14 protein-coding genes are annotated in these 15944 nt (G+C 69.1%); 6 read left to right on the top strand and 8 right to left on the bottom strand.

The genetic code is table 11. The annotated features are described in order from the left end of the window. Positions 1 to 538 precede the first annotated feature (538 nt). The 5 genes from ENSA5_RS36865 to ENSA5_RS02430 all read right to left on the bottom strand — a co-directional run bounded on the left by ENSA5_RS36865 (position 539) and on the right by ENSA5_RS02430 (position 6424). Complete coding sequence (locus ENSA5_RS36865; protein WP_181197242.1) at positions 539 to 1336, bottom strand: hypothetical protein; 798 nt, start codon at positions 1334 to 1336, stop codon at positions 539 to 541. Between the two features lie 155 nt (positions 1337 to 1491). Then, the gene (locus ENSA5_RS02415; protein ID WP_106389932.1) at positions 1492 to 2520 is read right to left on the bottom strand and encodes a 2-oxoacid:ferredoxin oxidoreductase subunit beta; all 1029 of its coding nucleotides are present in this window, start codon (positions 2518 to 2520) and stop codon (positions 1492 to 1494) included. 1 nt (position 2521) lies between these two features. Then, the gene (locus tag ENSA5_RS02420; RefSeq protein ID WP_106389933.1) at positions 2522 to 4384 is read right to left on the bottom strand and encodes a 2-oxoacid:acceptor oxidoreductase subunit alpha; all 1863 of its coding nucleotides are present in this window, start codon (positions 4382 to 4384) and stop codon (positions 2522 to 2524) included. A 112-nt stretch (positions 4385 to 4496) separates the two neighbouring features. Further along, the gene (locus ENSA5_RS02425; RefSeq protein ID WP_106389934.1) at positions 4497 to 5855 is read right to left on the bottom strand and encodes a dicarboxylate/amino acid:cation symporter; all 1359 of its coding nucleotides are present in this window, start codon (positions 5853 to 5855) and stop codon (positions 4497 to 4499) included. Then, positions 5852 to 6424 carry a hypothetical protein gene (locus ENSA5_RS02430; RefSeq protein WP_106389935.1) on the bottom strand — a complete coding sequence of 191 codons (573 nt, stop codon included), beginning with the start codon at positions 6422 to 6424 and terminating at the stop codon, positions 5852 to 5854. The genes ENSA5_RS02425 and ENSA5_RS02430 overlap by 4 nt, the downstream gene beginning before the upstream one ends. A 64-nt stretch (positions 6425 to 6488) precedes the next feature. Here ENSA5_RS02430 and ENSA5_RS02435 point away from each other — a divergent pair, with 64 nt between their 5' ends. From ENSA5_RS02435 to ENSA5_RS02450, 4 genes are all read left to right on the top strand, one after another. Further along, positions 6489 to 7532 carry a tetratricopeptide repeat protein gene (locus ENSA5_RS02435; protein ID WP_106389936.1) on the top strand — a complete coding sequence of 348 codons (1044 nt, stop codon included), beginning with the start codon at positions 6489 to 6491 and terminating at the stop codon, positions 7530 to 7532. 10 nt (positions 7533 to 7542) lie between these two features. Continuing rightward, on the top strand, positions 7543 to 8805 hold the full coding sequence (locus tag ENSA5_RS02440) for a LeuA family protein (RefSeq protein ID WP_106389937.1): 1263 nt from the start codon (positions 7543 to 7545) through the stop codon (positions 8803 to 8805). A gap of 228 nt (positions 8806 to 9033) precedes the next feature. Beyond that, on the top strand, positions 9034 to 9561 hold the full coding sequence (locus ENSA5_RS02445; protein ID WP_106389938.1) for a GbsR/MarR family transcriptional regulator: 528 nt from the start codon (positions 9034 to 9036) through the stop codon (positions 9559 to 9561). A 72-nt stretch (positions 9562 to 9633) separates the two neighbouring features. Continuing rightward, positions 9634 to 10284: a hypothetical protein gene (locus ENSA5_RS02450; protein ID WP_106389939.1), complete on the top strand. Its 651-nt coding sequence runs from the start codon at positions 9634 to 9636 to the stop codon at positions 10282 to 10284. A gap of 45 nt (positions 10285 to 10329) precedes the next feature. Here ENSA5_RS02450 and ENSA5_RS36870 read toward each other — a convergent pair whose 3' ends face one another. Both ENSA5_RS36870 and ENSA5_RS36875 read right to left on the bottom strand, forming a co-directional pair. Further along, entirely contained in the window at positions 10330 to 11253 is a 924-nt protein-coding gene (locus tag ENSA5_RS36870; RefSeq protein ID WP_181197244.1) for a hypothetical protein, read from the bottom strand. A gap of 58 nt (positions 11254 to 11311) precedes the next feature. Continuing rightward, entirely contained in the window at positions 11312 to 11842 is a 531-nt protein-coding gene (locus ENSA5_RS36875) for a hypothetical protein (RefSeq protein WP_181197246.1), read from the bottom strand. Positions 11843 to 11992: 150 nt separating this feature from the next. Between ENSA5_RS36875 and sppA the strand changes: the two genes are divergently transcribed. Continuing rightward, positions 11993 to 13981 (top strand): signal peptide peptidase SppA, encoded by a 1989-nt coding sequence (sppA, locus tag ENSA5_RS02460; protein ID WP_181197248.1) that lies wholly within the window; start codon positions 11993 to 11995, stop codon positions 13979 to 13981. Positions 13982 to 14330: 349 nt separating this feature from the next. Here the strand turns inward: sppA and ENSA5_RS02465 are convergent, their stop codons facing one another. After that, entirely contained in the window at positions 14331 to 14705 is a 375-nt protein-coding gene (locus ENSA5_RS02465; protein WP_146155233.1) for a hypothetical protein, read from the bottom strand. 420 nt (positions 14706 to 15125) lie between these two features. Between ENSA5_RS02465 and ENSA5_RS02470 the strand changes: the two genes are divergently transcribed. Beyond that, positions 15126 to 15731, top strand: a complete 606-nt coding sequence (locus tag ENSA5_RS02470; RefSeq protein ID WP_146155234.1) for a hypothetical protein — start codon at positions 15126 to 15128, stop codon at positions 15729 to 15731. Positions 15732 to 15944: the final 213 nt, after the last annotated feature.

Raw genomic sequence — 15944 nt, forward strand, 5'->3', positions numbered from 1 at the left:
TGCGGGGGGGATGACGCGAGCTCCCAACCCCCGCATCGCTCGCGTCATCCCCCCCGCAAGCGCCCAGCATCACTGCGAGCACCCCCCACCGAGCGCAACGCTTCATGCCCCCATTGTGTCAGCCACGACCACCAAGAGTCCAGACGCCCCTCAAAAAAGCCCCTTCAAACGAGGGCCCCCAGTCAAGGACCCGAGCCCTCTCCCAGGGGCCACGGATGCCTCTTCGAGGCTATTGACCGACCGACCTGCCGCGCAGCGGCAGCGCATGGCAAAGCAGCGCAACGCGTCATGCGCCTATGGTGTTAGAGCCCAATTGATCAAAGGGCCCTCCAAACGACCACCAAGAGCTCAAGCGCCCATCAAAAAGGCCCCTTCAAACGAAGGGGCCCAGTCAAGGAACCGAGCCCCCTTCTAGGGGGCCACGGATGCCTCTGCGAGGCTCATACCCAGCCCACCGAGGGAGGGAGCGAAGCGACCGACCGACCTGCCGCGCAGCGGCAGTGCGTGGCAGAGTCGCCAACGCCCAGGGGGGTCTAAACTAGATCGGGCATCCGGGGTCGCCGGAGTCGCAGCAGAAGCAGGCGATGTCGTCGGGGATCGAGGCGTCACACTCGCCGTACTCGTAGGTCTGCCCCTCGATGCCCTCTTCCTCGCAGAAGAGCTGGCAGCTGTCCCAGGTCTCCTTGCCCCACAGGCAGTAGCCGATCGCGTCGTCGTCGACGCAGAAGGCCGGGTCGGCGTCGTCGCAGGCAGCGCCGGAGCCGTCGCCACACTCGAAGATCACGCTCACGCCGTCATCGACGCAGCCGTAGGCGAAGTCGAAGCCGTCGAAGCCGCAGCTCTCGTCCATGAACCCGGGGTTCTCGGTCCAGATCCCGCCCTCACAGATGAAGAACTGGCTGCAGTCCGGGCCCATATCCTCGGTGTTGGAGCACCAGTAGAAGCCCTCTTCGTCGGGGGTGCAGCTCTCGGGCGGGAGCTCGCCGGGGGTGCAGTCGCTGTCGCCGTCGCCGTCGCCGGGATCGCCGTCGCCATCGCCGGTGTCGCCGTCGCCGGTGTCGCCGTCGCCGGTGTCGCCGTCACCGTCGCCGGAGTCCGAGGTCCCGCCGTCGCTGGACAGGTCTTCACAGCAGTCGAGGTTGCTGATGTCGTCGGGGTCGCAGAAGCTGTAGCCGAAGTCGCACACACACTCGTCTTGCGAGTTGAGGTGGTTGTTGCTGCCGCTTGCGCAGGGCTCGGAGGGTCCGACCGTGATGACGCAGCCGAAGCCGAGGCCGATGATGCCGCCGAACAGGGCAGCGAGCTTCAAGGATTGGAGGTTGCGGGTCAGGCTCATGTCTAGAAATCTCCTGTGTGTGCGGGGATCGGTGGAAGCTGGTCGGGGCCGGCAGCACTCAGCGCTGCGCGCCGGGGCTTCGACGGTCCTCGTTCGCGATCATTCTGTCTCAGGGCGCCGCTTGCGTCGACCCCTCGACCGGGTCTCGGCTGGTCCTACTCGACTGTCCAGGTGTGGCCCGTGCGCAGGAGCGCGTCCATGTCGGTCAGACCGCTCTGTTTGGCCGATTCGACCTGGGCCACGACACTGGCGTCATAGGCCGCCGCTTGCTCACGCAGGAGCACACCGAGGGCGATCGGGAAGTTCGGCGGCTCGAGCCCGGCGAGCAGGAAGGCCATCGGGCGGTTGGTCTCGTCGTGGACGAGGACGTCGGCCTCGGTGATCCCGCCCTCGCCAAGGGTGACGACCTCGAGCTCGAGGGTGTTGGGCTTGAGGCGCAGACCCTGCTGAGGGCCGTCCTTGTCGCCGAAGAGCATCGGCTTGCCGTGCTCGAGCATGAGCATGGTCTGGCCGGCGTGGGCCCGATCTTTGACGTGATTCCAGGCGCCGTCGTGGAACACGGGGCAGTTTTGCAGGACCTCGATGAAGCTCGTGCCGCGGTAGCCGCGGGCCTCGACGAAGGTTGGCCCGAGGTGCTTGGCGAGCGTGTCGACCGAGCGGGCGACGAAGCGCGCGCCCGCGCCGAGGGCGAGCAGCGCCGGGGTCACGGGCATGTCGACGGACCCGAGCGGAGTCGAGGGCGAGCGCAGCCCGACGAGCGAGGTCGGCGAGTACTGGCCCTTGGTCAGGCCGTAGATCCGGTTGTTGAACAGGATGATCTGGAGGTCGACGTTGCGACGCAGGACGTGCATCAGGTGGTTGCCGCCGATGCTCAGGCCGTCGCCGTCGCCGGTGATCACCCAGATGTCGAGCTCGGGGTTGGTCAGCTTGAGCCCGGTCGCAAACGCCGGCGCGCGGCCGTGGATGCTGTGGAACCCGTAGGTGTTCATGTAGTAGGGGAACCGGCTCGAGCAGCCGATGCCCGACAAGAACACGGTCTTGGCCGGGTCCGCGCCGACGGTCGGCAGCGTGCGCTGGATCGTCGCGAGGATCGCGTAGTCACCGCAGCCGGGACACCAGCGGATGTCCTGGTCGGAGGTGAAGTCCTTGCGGGTGAGCTTCTTGGCGGGTTCGGACGGGCTCATGTCAGAGGTTCTCCAGCTCGGAATCGATCGCGGCCTCGATCTCGCGGACCTTGAAGGGCTGGCCGGAGATCTTGTTGACGCCGACGGCGTCGATGAGGAATTCGGCGCGCAGCAGCTTGGACAGCATGCCGTTGTTCATCTCGGGCACGATGACCTTCTTGAACCCGCGCAGCAGCGTGTCGAGCCCGCGGGCGAAGGGGAACAGGTGGCGGATGTGGACCTGCGAGACCGGCTTGCCCTGCTCGCGGGCGCGGCGGACGGCCTGGGTGATCGCCCCGTAGGTCGAGCCCCAGCCGACGACGAGCAGGTCGCCGCTCGCCTCGCCGACCTCGACCTGCTGCTCGGGCACGTCGGCGGCGATGCCCGCGATCTTGGCCGCGCGGGTCTTGGTCATCTTGTGGTGGTTGGCGGGGTCGTAGGAGATGTTGCCCGAGTTGAAGTCCTTCTCGAGCCCGCCGATCCGGTGCTCGAGGCCCGGCGTGCCCGGGATCGCCCAGGGCCGCGCGAGGGTGTCGGGGTCGCGCAGGTAGGGGTGGAAGCCCTCGGGGCGCTCGGTCGGGAACTCGACCGGGAACTTGGGCAGCTCGGCCATCGACGGGATCTTCCAGGGCTCGGCGCCGTTGGCGAGGTAGCCGTCGGTCAGGAGCATGACCGGGGTCATGAACTTGGTCGCGATGCGCGCGGCCTCGATCGCCATGTAGAAGCAGTCGCCGGGGGTCGCGGCCGCGAGCACGCACAGCGGTGAGTCGCCGTTGCGGCCGTAGACGGCCTGGAGCAGATCCGACTGCTCGGTCTTGGTGGGGAGGCCCGTCGACGGGCCGCCGCGCTGGATGTCGACGACGACCAGCGGGAGCTCGAGCATGATCGCCAGACCGATCGCCTCGGCCTTGAGCGCGACGCCGGGCCCGGAGGTGGTCGTGACGCCGAGCGCTCCGCCCCAGCTCGCGCCGACGGCCGCGCAGACCGCCGCGATCTCGTCTTCGGCCTGGAAGGTGGTCACGCCGAAGCTCTTGAGCCTGGCGAGGGCGTGGAGGACCGACGAGGCCGGGGTGATCGGGTAGGAGCCGAGCACGAGCTTGAGCCCCGACAGCTTCGAGGCCGCGGTCAGGCCCCAGGCGAGGGCGTCGTTGCCGGTGATGTTGCGGTACTCGCCGGGCTCGAGCTTGGCCTTGGGGACCTCGTAGGGCCCGATGCCGCTGGGCAGCTCGGCGGTCTCGCCGTAGGCGTGGCCGGCCTTGAGCGCCGCGATGTTGGACTCGGCGATCTCGGGCTTCTTGGCGAATTTCTGGCGCAGCCAGTCGACCGTGGCCGTGTACTCGCGGCCGAACAGCCACAGGACCAGGCCCAGGGTCCACATGTTCTTGCTGCGCAGGGCGTCTTTGGTCCCGAGCCCGAACGGTTCGACAGCGGCGAGGGTCATCGCCTGGATGTCGAGATCGATCACGCGGTAGGCCGACAAGCTGTGGTCTTCGAGCGGGTTTTGCTCGTAGCCAGCCTTCTTGAGGTTGCTCTTGGTGAAGGCGTCGCGGGCGACGATCAGGAGGCCGCCCTTCTTGAGGTCGCCGATGTTGGTCGTGAGCGCGGCCGGGTTCATCGCGACGAGCACGTCGGGCTCGTCGCCGGGCGTCATGATGTCGTAGGACGCGAAGTGGATCTGGAAGCCCGAGACGCCGTAGGTCGTGCCGGTCGGCGCCCGGATCTCGGCCGGGAAGTCGGGGAAGGTTGCGAGGTCGTTGCCCATCAACGCAGTGGTGTGCGTGAACTGGCTGCCCGTGAGCTGCATGCCGTCGCCGGAGTCGCCGGCGAATCGGATCACGACAGAGTCGAGGGCCTCGCGTGTTTCGGACTTGGAGAAGGTGTCCATGTCTAGATCGGCTGTTTTGGGCGCTTTTGCGCCGCAAAAGCAGCAACAGTATGGCGGCGCCGACGATCGATGTCACCACCGCGGCAGTATGTTGACTCACGATGAACCATGTTCAGCGTGGCTCAGACAGTCGTTTGCGCTCGAGCGTGGCCACGATCACGGCGGTCGTCGAGTCGCCGACCACGTTGATCGCGCTGCGGCACATGTCGAGGATCCGATCCATGCCGAGGATCAGCGCGATCCCGGTGCCGACGATCGCCTCGGGGATCCCGACCGTGACCATCACGACGTAGAGCAGCGGGATCACGCCCCCAGGTACACCCGCCGCGCCGATCGCCATCAGCATCGCGACCAGGATCAGCGTCAGATAGGCCGTGGCGTCGAGCGGGATGCCCCAGACCTGCGCGACGAAATGCACGGCGATGACCTGGTAGATCGTCGTACCGTCCATGTTGATCGTGGCGCCGAGGGGGAGCACGAAGCCCGCGATCGGCCGGGGCACCTCGAGCTGCTCCTCGGCCACGCGGATCGTCGTCGGCAAGGTCGCCGCCGAGGACGAGGTCGAGAACGCGGTGATCCAGACCTCGCGCATGGCCTTGAGGAACTCGAGCGGCTTCCAGCCCGCGACCAGGCGCAGCAGCGGCGAGAGCACCAGCAGCAGGTGGGCGGCGAGGGCGATCAACACGACGCCCGCATAGAGCGCGAGGGCGAGGAGGACGTCGGCGCCGAACTTGGCCACGACCATGAACACCAGCGCCGCGACGCCGTAGGGCGCGAGCTTCATGAGCAGGCCGATGAGCTTGATCATCGCCTCGTTGACGCCCTCGAGCACCGCCGCGACCGGCGCGCTGCGCTGTTTGGGGATCAGCGTGAGCGAGATCCCAAACGCCAGCGCGAACAGGATGACCTTGAGCAGGTCCCGGTTGCTCGACATCGAGAGCATGATGTTCTCGGGCACGAGGCCAACGAGGATCTGCAGCGGCGAGCCCGAGAAGTACTCCCGGGCCTGATCGGCGGCCGCGGTCTTCGACGCGGCCTCGTCCGAGAACTGCGCCGCGAGCAGGTCTCGGGTCTCGGGCGAGATCGCCGCGCCGGGCTCGAAGACCAGGTACAGGCCGGTCGCGAGGCAGGCGCCCGCGAACGCCGTCGCCATGAAGATCAAGATCGTGCGCCCGCCGAGGCGACCGAGGTCGCGGGGGTCGCCGAGCGAGTGCATGCCCGTGGCGATCGAGGTGAAGACCAGGGGCACGACCGTCAAGATGATCGCGCGGATGAACAGCTTGCCGAGCGGCTCGATCCAGCGGGCGCCAAACTCGAGCAGCGCGGCCTGGTCGGCGAACAGCGCGGCGGGTCCGACCAACCACTGCTTGGCGACGAGCGCGAGCACGCTGCCCACGACCATGCCGATCAGGATCTTGGTGTAGAGCTGGAGGCCGCTCGTCTCGCCCTCGCCCACGTCGCGCTCACTCACGCTTGCGACTGTTCCACTTCGGCGCCCGAACTTCCAGCTGGGCGGTCGGCCTCCGCCCCGGCGCGGACCTCCGAGCACGCAGCTTCGAAGCTCGCGGTCGGGTGAACCCCGAAGCCGAGGCGATTGTCGGTCAGCTTGGCCCAGGTCACGATCAGCGCGTAGAGGCGGTGGCGGCCGGCGGCCAGCGTCGGCTCGGCGACGCCGTGGCGGGCGAGGTAGCGGGCGCGCAGCTTTGTCGCCCCGGCGGTGGTGAAGCGCTCCTCCCGGACGAGGGTCCCGCGCAGCTGGGCGCCGCGGATCTGCCCGGGGGTTTCGGTCTCGAGGTAGAGCGCGGCCGCGGCGGCCGTCGGGCTGGACCCGGCGAGGCGCCCGTGGTGGCTGTCCGGGTCGCTGGCGAACACCAAGAGCGGCGCCGCGTGGCGGCCGATCGTGTCGGGCTCGGCGAGGGCGTAGAACAGCGGGGTCGGGTAGGGCGCGGGTTGGTCGGCGAGCGCGAGGGTCAAGACCCAGTGCTCGGTCAGCAGACGCATGAGCGCGCTCACGGGGTCGGGCTCGGACGGCTTCGCCATCGCGGGTGCTTATCACACATGCGCGCGTCTCTTCGACGCTCGACAGCGCTGCTACGCTCTCGCCATGACCAAGCTCGCCAGTATCTTCGGACGCGGCTACGCGGCCCTCGAGGCCGAGGATCTCGACAGTGTTCAGGCGGCGATGGCCGCGGCCATCGAGGGTGGGGCCGACGAGAACGACGCGCGCCTGCGTTACCTCGAGTTCATGAGCGGGTGGCTCGACGAGGGCACGACAGAAGAAGACATCCAGGAGCTGTTCGACGGCGCGGGCGATCTGCTGGACAGCGCGCTCGAGCTCGGCGACGCGGTCGAGGCCGCGCGGATCGTCCTCGACCTCGCCGACATCCTCGTCTCGCTCGGTGACGCCGACGACGCCGAGCAGGCTCTGCAAGCGCTGAGCGAGCGCGACGATCTCAGCCCCGAGGCCGCCAGCGAGGCGCGCCTGCTCCGGGCTCAGGTCCTGCTCGACTTCCACCAGGACGCCGAAGAGGCCCTGGTCGCGCTCGACGGCGTCCACCCCGGGCTCCACGAAGACGGCGGCTACGTCAGCCTCCGCGCCGCCGTGCTCGCCGAGCTCGAGCGCGTCGACGAGGCGGTCGAGCTGCTCGAGCAGGCGATCGCCCGCGACGACGACACCGAGCTGCGCTACCAGCTCGGCATCATGCTGCGCGAGGCCGGCACGCACGAGGCGGCCCTCGACCAGCTCTTGACCGTGCGCGCCCGTGACCTCGCGACCCACGAGGTCGACGCGGCCCGCCCGGTCCCCGCCGACGAGGCCGAAGATCTTCGCCGCCACCTCGAAGACATGCTCGACACCTTGCCCGAGCCGGTCATCAACCGCGTCGCGGCTGCGGCGATCCGGGTCGAGCGCTGGCCGAGCGAGGCCGCCGTCCGCGACGGCTGCGACCCGCGCACGGCCCTCGCCTTCGAGGGCCAGCCGGCCGGCGACGGCGACGACGACGAGGGTCAGGTCGACGCGCTGGTCCTGTACCGCGACGCGATCGTCGCCCAGATCGAGAGCGACGAGGAGATCGTCGAGGCCCTCGCGCTGGGCCTGGTCGAGGAATTCGACCGCTACTTTGACCTCGAACTCATCCCCGGGATGTGATTGGAGCCTGATGTTGGAAGTAAGCGACCTCGCCGCCTTGGTTTACGACTGGAACGAGCTCGACCGCCGCGGGCCGGTCTTGCGCCGCGCGCCTCGCTTCGTCGACGAGACGATCCGCGACGGCCTCCAGTCGCCTTCGGTCCGGGACCCGAGCATCGAGCAGAAGGCCGAGCTCGTGCGCCTGATGGACCAGCTCGGGATCCACGTCGTCAACCTCGGGCTCCCGGGCGCGGGCCGCCGGGCCCAGGAGGACGTCGAGGCGCTGCTGCGCACGATCGTCGACGACAAGCTCTCGATCGAGGCCAACTGCGCCGCGCGGACCGTCGAGGCCGACATCCGCCCGATCATCGACATCTCTCAGCGGGTCGGCGTGCCGATCGAGGTCACCGCCTTCATCGGCTCGAGCCCGATCCGCGCGTTCGCGGAGAGCTGGGATCTCGACCGCCTCGTCCGCCACACCCGCGAGTCGATCGAGCTCATCGTCCGCAACGGCCTCCCGGCCTCCTTCGTCACCGAGGACACGACCCGCGCCCACCCCAAGACCCTCGAGCGCCTGTTTCGCACGGCGATCGAGGCCGGGGCCACGCGCCTGGTCCTGTGCGACACCTGCGGCCACGCGACCCCCGACGGGCTGCGCAACTTGTTGTCGTTCACCAAGGCCCTGCTCCGGGGCATGGACGTCGAGGACCGCGTCAAGCTCGACTGGCACGGGCACAACGATCGCGGGCTCGCGCTGACCCTGGCGCTCTCTGCGCTCGAGTGGGGCGTCGATCGGGTCCACGGCTGCGCGCTCGGGATCGGTGAGCGGGTCGGCAACACCTCGATGGATCACCTCCTGCTCAACCTCCACCTGCTCGGGCTGCTCGACGCCGAGGCCCACGACCTCTCGTGCCTGGTCGAGTATGTCGAGAAGGTCAGCGAGTACACGAGCGTGCCGATCCACCCGAGCTATCCGCTGGTCGGGCGCGACGCGTTTCGGACCGCGACCGGCGTCCACGCGGCCGCGATCATCAAGGCCGAGGCCAAGGGCGAGCTCGACCTGGCCGATCGGGTGTATTCGTCGGTCCCGGCCCGGGTGTTTGGGCGGCGGCAGCGGATCGAGATTGGGCACTATAGCGGGCGCTCGAATGTGATCTATTGGCTGCGCGAGCACGGGTTCGAGGCGACGGATGAATTGGTCGACCGCGTGTTCGCGTATGCGAAGGCGCAGAGCGAGACGCTCAGCGACGAGCAGATCGTGCGCGTGATCGAGGGCGAGTCGGGCGCGGCTTGAGCTCAGGTGCAGCAGCACATGAGGGTCGTGATGATGCCGGCGAGCGGGTGATCGCAGGTCACGGTCATCGGTATGACATTGTCGAGATCCTCGCCACAGGCGGAATCGGCCTCCCCATGTCGAGTCGAGGTCATGCGCAAACAGCGCAAAGTGTCGAGGAGGGGCGTGGAGGTGCGCGCGAACTCGCGCAGTCTTGAGTTCGAGAGTTTCAGAAGCTATCGAAACTTCATGAGTAACGGTACCGATGGCGACCCGCTCGAGAACGCCCGCGAGACCTTCGTGCACAGCTGGGGCGCGCTCGGGAGCAGCTGGGGGATCAGCCGGACGATGGCGATGCTCCACGCGCTCTTGCTGATCAGCGACGAGCCGCTGTCGACCGACGAGGTCATGGACGAGCTCGGGGTCAGCCGCGGCAACGCCAACACCAATCTGCGCGAGCTGGTCGGCTGGGGCCTGGTCCGCAAGGTCGTGCGCAAGGGCGAGCGGCGCGAGTACTTCGAGGCCGACAAGGACGTCTGGACGATGTTCTGCACCGTCGCCCGCGAGCGAAAACGGCGCGAGCTCGAGCCGGCCCTGGCGGTGCTCGAGGGCTGTCGCGACCAGACCAAGGGTCTGCGCAGCGCCAAGGCCAAGGCCTTTCACGGTCAAATCTCCGAGCTCGCGGAGTTCGTCGCCACGGCCAACGGGATCCTCGACCGGCTCGCGGCCTCGGACCAGAGCAAGGTGATCCCCGCGGTCCTCAAGTGGCTCAAATGAACTTTCAATAATTTCTGAAAATATGAAATCTTCTGCAGGCCTGGGTCGTCTTGGCGATGGCAGGAGGCACCCATGGAACCCGCCCTCGGAATCGTCACCTTGTTCGCCTTTGGTGGTCTGTTCACCTACACCGTCTGCGAGCGCAGGCACCGTCGCAGCTGGGTCCGCTGCGAGGATCGCCCCGTCGACCCGATCCCGGACCCCCTCCGCCGGGAGGCCGGCCCGGCGCCGACCCGCCCGGTGCTCGTCCAGCGCCGCGCGCCCAAGACGATCCGCGAGACGGCGCTGTGGTCGATCTACATGGGCCAGATGTCGCTGCCCGGCGGCCTGCTCGGGCTGTTTGGCCTGATGGCCTGCGGCATCGGCCTGGTCTCGATCCCCGGGATGATCCTCGCGGTACGGATCTGGCGGCTGGGCTACGCGATGTTGCGGCGGGATCCGGGCGCCGAAGCCGAGGCCCGCAAGCTCCATCGCTTCGCGGTGATCCTCAACGTCGCAACGCTGGCGATCGCTGCTGTGTTGGTCGCGCTCGGGGGCTGGGAGGTGGCCGGGCTGTCGCTGGTGATGGTGGTCTATGCCGCGATCTCGTTCCTCCACGCCGCGGCGATGCTGCGCTGCGCGGAGCTCCTGGCCGCCGACACGCGCCTGCGCGCGGCCCCAGACCGCCCGGGCGCGATGATGCAGGGTGTCGGGCTCGCGGCCCCGACCGTGGGCGAGAGCTGACGGCTCGAGAGCCGCCCAGCCCAGCCCAGCCCGGCCCGGCCCAGCTCAGAATTGACCGGCGACGCCGAGCGTCACGCCCGTGGGCGAGGGCAGGACCACGGGCGTGGCTCTTCGCACGAAGCTGGGCGTGCGCCGCCGCCAGCCACCGGTCTCCCGGTATCGACGCAGGCGCCTGGCCCCGACCGTAAACATGATCGGGCTGCCGATCGCCGCCGCGCCCACGGTCGTGACCAGCATCGTCACGCCGAGCGGGCTCGACACGGACATCAGGCTGAGCCCGAGCGGGATGAAGGGGATCGGTGAGAACAGGGCCACAGAGCCGCCCATCAACAGCCCGTCGCCCTGGGGCAGCGCGACCACGCGGTGGCGCCTCGACCAGCGCGCGAGCTTGTGGTTGCGGTAGCCACCCACGCTCAGCGCGAGCGCGCCGTAGAGCGCGATGCCTCCGGTGGCCACCCCGATCGAGACGACCTGAGGCTTGGTGTTCGCTCCCGCGGGGGCGCCGCTGCGAAGCGACCAGACGTAGTAGCTGCAGCCCAGCGCGGCCAGGGGCAGCGCGTAGCCGCCCGAGACCAGCAGCCAATTCCCGCTCTTGGGCGCGCGGCCGGGGTCGCGCAATTCGGCGACGCTCCCGCCGCGGCCCGAGAGCGGGTCTGGGCTCTGCTCCTGGTCGGGCCCGGCCGGCGGTGGCGGGGGCAGGGCGAGCTCGATGCCCGAAGGTGGTTCGGGGTCGATCGTCGGGGCGGGAGCGGCCGGTGGCGCCGGAGCGTCGCTCGGGTTGTCGGGCTCGGGCTCGGGCTCGGGTTTGGGCTCGGGCTCGGGCTCGGGCTCGGGCGGTCGCCGCGGACCCTCGACGGGGGCGTTCGGGCTCTGATCGAGAGTCGGTGGCGGTACGGCCCACGCGGATCTGTGCGGCGTCAGGCACAGCGTCGCGGAGATCGCCAGGGTCATGCGCAGCGCGGTTGCCACGCGCGAATTGTACATAGCCCGTGGCGCCGCGTGGCAGGAATCGGGGCCGATCGAAGGCTCAGGCCCGCGCGGGCAGCTCTGGGTCGGTGTCGGGGACCTGTCCGCGCAGCGCCTTGATCATGAGGACCAGCGTGGCGATCACCCCCCAGCTCAAGCCCACGACCACGCCCGCGTCGACGGCTCCACGCCAAGGCTGGGGCAGCAGGCGCACGAGCAAGACCAGCGTGACGATGCCGCCGAGCAGGACCCACGAGCCGATCAGGCGTCGCCGCGTCCCGTGGACCAGGCCCATCGCCATCAGCGGCGCGATCGCGATCAACCACCCGCGCCGCTCGGCGAGCTTCAGCGCGCGCACGACCACCCGCGGGGAGAAGCGCTGGGCGAAGCCGCGGTGGCCCTCGCTGTAGGCGAAGGCGACGATCGACGCGACGTAGGCCAGGATCCCGAGGGCGCCGAGCGAGCCGTCGAGGACCGGCTCGAGGGCCCGCGGGAGCAGGCGCACGATCGCCTGGCTCAGCAGCGCGATCACGCCGAGCACGGCCCACAGCACGATGGCCGTGTTTGCGCTGGTGCTCGGGCGGGAGCTCATCGGCGGGAGCTTACTCGCCGCGCACGAGCGACCCAACCTGGGTCTGCTCACGCGCTCGGCTGGGAATCGTGGTCACGCGGCGAGGTTGGCCGCGCCCCGGGAGCACGCTGTGCGAAGCTCGCCCGTAGCCGATCCGGCCCAGGTCCATCCATGCGCAACCCAAGCCTCACCCTCGCCCTCTCGTGTCTCCTGTGCGCTCCGCTCGCCTGCAAGGTCGGGCCCGACGACGCGCCCGACAAGCAGGCCGACGAGGCCAAGCAAGGCGACGACGACGAGGCCGACAGCGCCGATGACAGCGACAGCGACAGCGACAAGAACCCCTTCGCGGGCATGACGAGCAACCCCTTCGCGGCCTTGCTGACCAAGAAGCTCGACGAGCCGGGGCCCTACGACGCGCCCAAGAAGTCGCCCAACTACAGCGCCGACCAGCCCCACCTGCGGGTCCTGAAGCTCTCGGGCAGCGTCGGTGAGGTCGAGGTCTTCGATCCCATGGCCTTCGCCGCGGGCGGCGGCGGCAGCACCCAGACCCGCGCGCTGCTCGACAAGCTCGACGAGCTCGCGGCCGAGCCCAAGCTCGACGGCCTCGTCGTGCGGCTCGGGGATCTGAGCATGGACATGGCCCGGGCCAAGGAGCTGCGCGGGGCGCTGCTCGACTTCAAGGGTGAGGGCGCGCGCAAGCTCCACTGCCACGCCGAGGGGCTGAGCAACACCAGCTACTACCTGCTCTCGGCCTGCGACGAGCTCGCGATGGTCCCCGTTGGCACGCTGATGCTGCCGGGGCCGGCCGCGACGCCGATCCACATCAAGGGCCTGCTCGACAAGTTCGGCGTCGAGGCCGACTTCCTGCACGTCGGCGCGTTCAAGGGCGCCGCCGAGCCGCTGACTCGGGACGCGCCCTCGCCCGAGATGATCGAGACCCTCGAGGCCGTGGTCGATCAGACCTACACGACCATGGTCAGCGGCATCGCCGAGGGCCGCGGCAAGACCGAGGACGAGGTCCGCGCCTGGATCGACGAGGGCCTGTTCACCGCGGAGGTCGCGGCCGAGCGCGGGATGATTGACGGCGTCGAGGCCTGGGAGCCCTTCTTGGCCCGGGTCACGGGCGAGCGCGGCTGGAGGCAGGTCGCGCTCAAAGCCAAGCCGTGGTCCGACCCCGCGGCGCTCCAGCGCTTCTTGGGCCTGACCGGGCCCAAGCGCCCGAGCGAGCCCCACGTCGCGCTGGTCTACGCGGTCGGCAACATCATCGACGGCAAGGGCGGCGGCGCGATCGGGGCCACGAACGAGATCGCCTCGGGCCAGCTGGTCCCGGTCCTCGATCGCCTGGCCGAGGACGACAAGGTCGCGGCCGTGGTCTTGCGCATCGACTCGGGCGGCGGCTCGGCCCGGGCCTCGGAGCAGATCTGGCACGCCGTCGAGCGGCTCGAGAGCACCAAGCCGGTCGTCGTCTCGATGGCCGGGGTCGCGGCCTCGGGCGGCTACTACATCGCCGCGGGCGCGACCAAGATCTACGCCGACGCCGACACGCTGACCGGGTCGATCGGCGTGGTCGGGGGCAAGCTCGTGCTCGGCAAGGCGCTCGAGGAGTTCGGGGTCAAGAGCTACGCCGTCGCCAGGGGCGAGCGGGCGTTGCTGTGGTCGCCGATGCAGGCGTGGACCGAGGGCGAGCGCGAGGCCGTCCAGGGCCTGATGGAGCAGACCTACGAGGTCTTCGTTCAGCGCGTGGTCGAGGGCCGCGGGATGTCGCGCGAGGCTGTCCACGAGGTCGCCCAGGGGCGCGTGTGGACCGGCGAGGCGGCCAAACAGCGCGGGCTCGTCGACGAGCTCGGCGGGCTCGAGCAGGCCCTGGCCAGCGCGGCCGAGCTGGGCAAGATCGAGGGTGAGGTCGGGCTCGAGGTCTACCCGGGCGAGCCCACGATCAAGGACATCCTCGGCGGCTTCGATCAGCTCGTGGCCATGCGCGCCGGGGCCCGGGCCGACGGGCTGCCCGCCTCGCTGGGGTTGATCGTCGACGAGCTCGCCGCCTCGGTTGGGCCCGAGGGCGGCGCGTGGATCCACGCGCTGCGCTCGACGCTGCGGACCACGGTCACGCTGCAAGGCAGCACGGTCTGGGCCGTTGAGTGGATCCAGCCCGCTCGGTGACCTGTGTTCAGGCGGGGACACAGGGTCGCGTTCGGCGGTTAGGGCACGGACCGGGTGGACGAGCTTGCGCGTCTGCCCGCCTGGCGAGGCGCCCAGCAACTATCCGTCATACGGCGACTTGCTCGGGCGTCGGCTTGGGCAGCGCGTGGAAACGGAGCTGACCGTCGGTCTCGCGGCCACAATCTAATCAATGACATCCTACACTTATACGGATTGGCCGGTCATGCACCGTTCGGTGCGTGACCGCGAAATGTGAGAGCAATCAACGACGAATGAGAGGTCGCATTCGCTCTCATTCGCATGTTCCTTTGGGTCGAGCCAGGCGCCGTGCCGGGCGCCGGAATAGTCACTACCCGTCCTCGGCCGGCCTCTCCTGCGGCGCGCCAGCCGAGTTCAGGACTGCATTGCAGAATTTTGGGAACGCGTCCACTACGTTGACGCTCCAGGCCTCAGGCTGCCCGCAGTCGACCCCGGCCGCGTTCGGGAGGACGACAAAGATAAGCTTGTGGCCACAGGCAGTGACACCTATGGTCAACGGGTCGATGAACTTGGCGTCGATCTCTTCTTGCGGGCACCCGGTCTCAAACGATGCGCGAGTGATAACGCCGTCCGTCATGTGCTGACGCGCCGTAGCGATCTGGGTTGCCTTTCTTTCCAGGGCCGCTACGCAGCCTGATAGAACAAGTCCCGAGAGGACGCCAAGTAGGATTGTGTGTGCCTTCATGTGCGCAGCGCATACCGCGTTTCGTGCCTACTGGCAACCCGAGCGCTCGGAGTCCGCCCGGCATAGCCATCGGCGTGCGCACATCGAGCGGTGCGTGTTCAGCGACGGGCGGGTGTCGCCTGTGTGCCCAGACCCTGCCCTGAGATCCCTTCGGATGTAGGGATCGCGCGCGATGTCCTGAAGGGACGCTCACGGCCCGGGCGGACGCCGCCAGGCCGGCCTCCGATCGGACCAGCCCGAGTTCTCGCCCTCGAACGACGACCCGAGCGACGTCCTGTCGACAGACGACGCTGCGGACCACGGTCACGCTGCAAGGCAGCACGGTCTGGGCCGTCGAGTGGATCCAGCCCGCTCGGTGACTTGTCTTCAGGCGGGGACACGGGGTCGCGTTCGCCGGCGGCAGGCGCTACCGTCGTTCGCGTGCCGATACGTATTCAACCCAGTCATGGACTCGCCGTGCTCGTCATGGCGTGCGCCAAGGGGCAGGCGGCACCCGGCGATCCTTCACGCTTCGATCCCGTGGCGCGCTACGACGAAGTCGCCAACTTCGCGGGATCCGGCCTGAAACTGCGCCAGCTGTCGGCCAAGGGCGTCAAGGAAGACGGCACCGTGGACCTCGAGGAAGAGCGCTATAGCACCGGCGTCGAGTACCATTTCGCCAAGTCGATCTCGCCACCAGCCGACGCGCCACCGGTCGGGGCGGGCGGCAGCGCAACATGGCACCAGCGCGTGCTCGTGTTGCTCTCGAAGGCCGGCGACGTGGGCGAAGAGACGGATCAGCACGGGTCGCGTCGGGTGGTGTCCAAGGGCATGCGCCGCGTGGAGCCCGAACCCGACAGTGGACCGCCTCCGCCCGACTTGCCCGCCCCCAAGTGCGGTTTTGCCGAGCTGTGGAAACAGGCGCGCGAAGCCGGCGCCCCCGCGGGCGCGGTCGCCAACATCGACTACATGAACGACCGCTACGCCTTTCGAGTCTCGGACGTCGGCTTCACCCTCGAGTTCGACATCGACTGCGCACTGTTTTAGACCCCCGCAGGCGTCAGCGACTTTGCCACGCACTGCCGCTGCGCGGCAGGTCGCTCGGTCGCTGCGCTCCCTCCCTCGGTGGGCTAGTATGAGCTTCGCGACCTGGGTGCGTGGCCCCCTGGAAGGGGGCTTGTTTAGACCCCCGCAGGCGTCAGCGACTTTGCCACGCACTGCCGCTGCGCGGCAGGTCGCTCGGTCGCTGCGCTCCCTCCC

The organism is Enhygromyxa salina (assembly GCF_002994615.1).
Taxonomy (GTDB): Bacteria; Myxococcota_A; Polyangia; order Nannocystales; family Nannocystaceae; genus Plesiocystis; species Plesiocystis salina_A.

What these genes read in the sequence shown, in the direction of transcription:
- ENSA5_RS36865 (WP_181197242.1), bottom strand. Translation starts at nt 1,336, where the DNA reads ATGAGCCTGACCCGCAACCTCCAATCCTTGAAGCTCGCTGCCCTGTTC.
- ENSA5_RS02415 (WP_106389932.1), bottom strand. Translation starts at nt 2,520, where the DNA reads ATGAGCCCGTCCGAACCCGCCAAGAAGCTCACCCGCAAGGACTTCACC.
- ENSA5_RS02420 (WP_106389933.1), bottom strand. Translation starts at nt 4,384, where the DNA reads ATGGACACCTTCTCCAAGTCCGAAACACGCGAGGCCCTCGACTCTGTC.
- ENSA5_RS02430 (WP_106389935.1), bottom strand. Translation starts at nt 6,424, where the DNA reads ATGGCGAAGCCGTCCGAGCCCGACCCCGTGAGCGCGCTCATGCGTCTG.
- ENSA5_RS02435 (WP_106389936.1), top strand. Translation starts at nt 6,489, where the DNA reads ATGACCAAGCTCGCCAGTATCTTCGGACGCGGCTACGCGGCCCTCGAG.
- ENSA5_RS02440 (WP_106389937.1), top strand. Translation starts at nt 7,543, where the DNA reads ATGTTGGAAGTAAGCGACCTCGCCGCCTTGGTTTACGACTGGAACGAG.
- ENSA5_RS02445 (WP_106389938.1), top strand. Translation starts at nt 9,034, where the DNA reads ATGAGTAACGGTACCGATGGCGACCCGCTCGAGAACGCCCGCGAGACC.
- ENSA5_RS02450 (WP_106389939.1), top strand. Translation starts at nt 9,634, where the DNA reads ATGGAACCCGCCCTCGGAATCGTCACCTTGTTCGCCTTTGGTGGTCTG.
- ENSA5_RS36875 (WP_181197246.1), bottom strand. Translation starts at nt 11,842, where the DNA reads ATGAGCTCCCGCCCGAGCACCAGCGCAAACACGGCCATCGTGCTGTGG.
- sppA (WP_181197248.1), top strand. Translation starts at nt 11,993, where the DNA reads ATGCGCAACCCAAGCCTCACCCTCGCCCTCTCGTGTCTCCTGTGCGCT.
- ENSA5_RS02465 (WP_146155233.1), bottom strand. Translation starts at nt 14,705, where the DNA reads ATGAAGGCACACACAATCCTACTTGGCGTCCTCTCGGGACTTGTTCTA.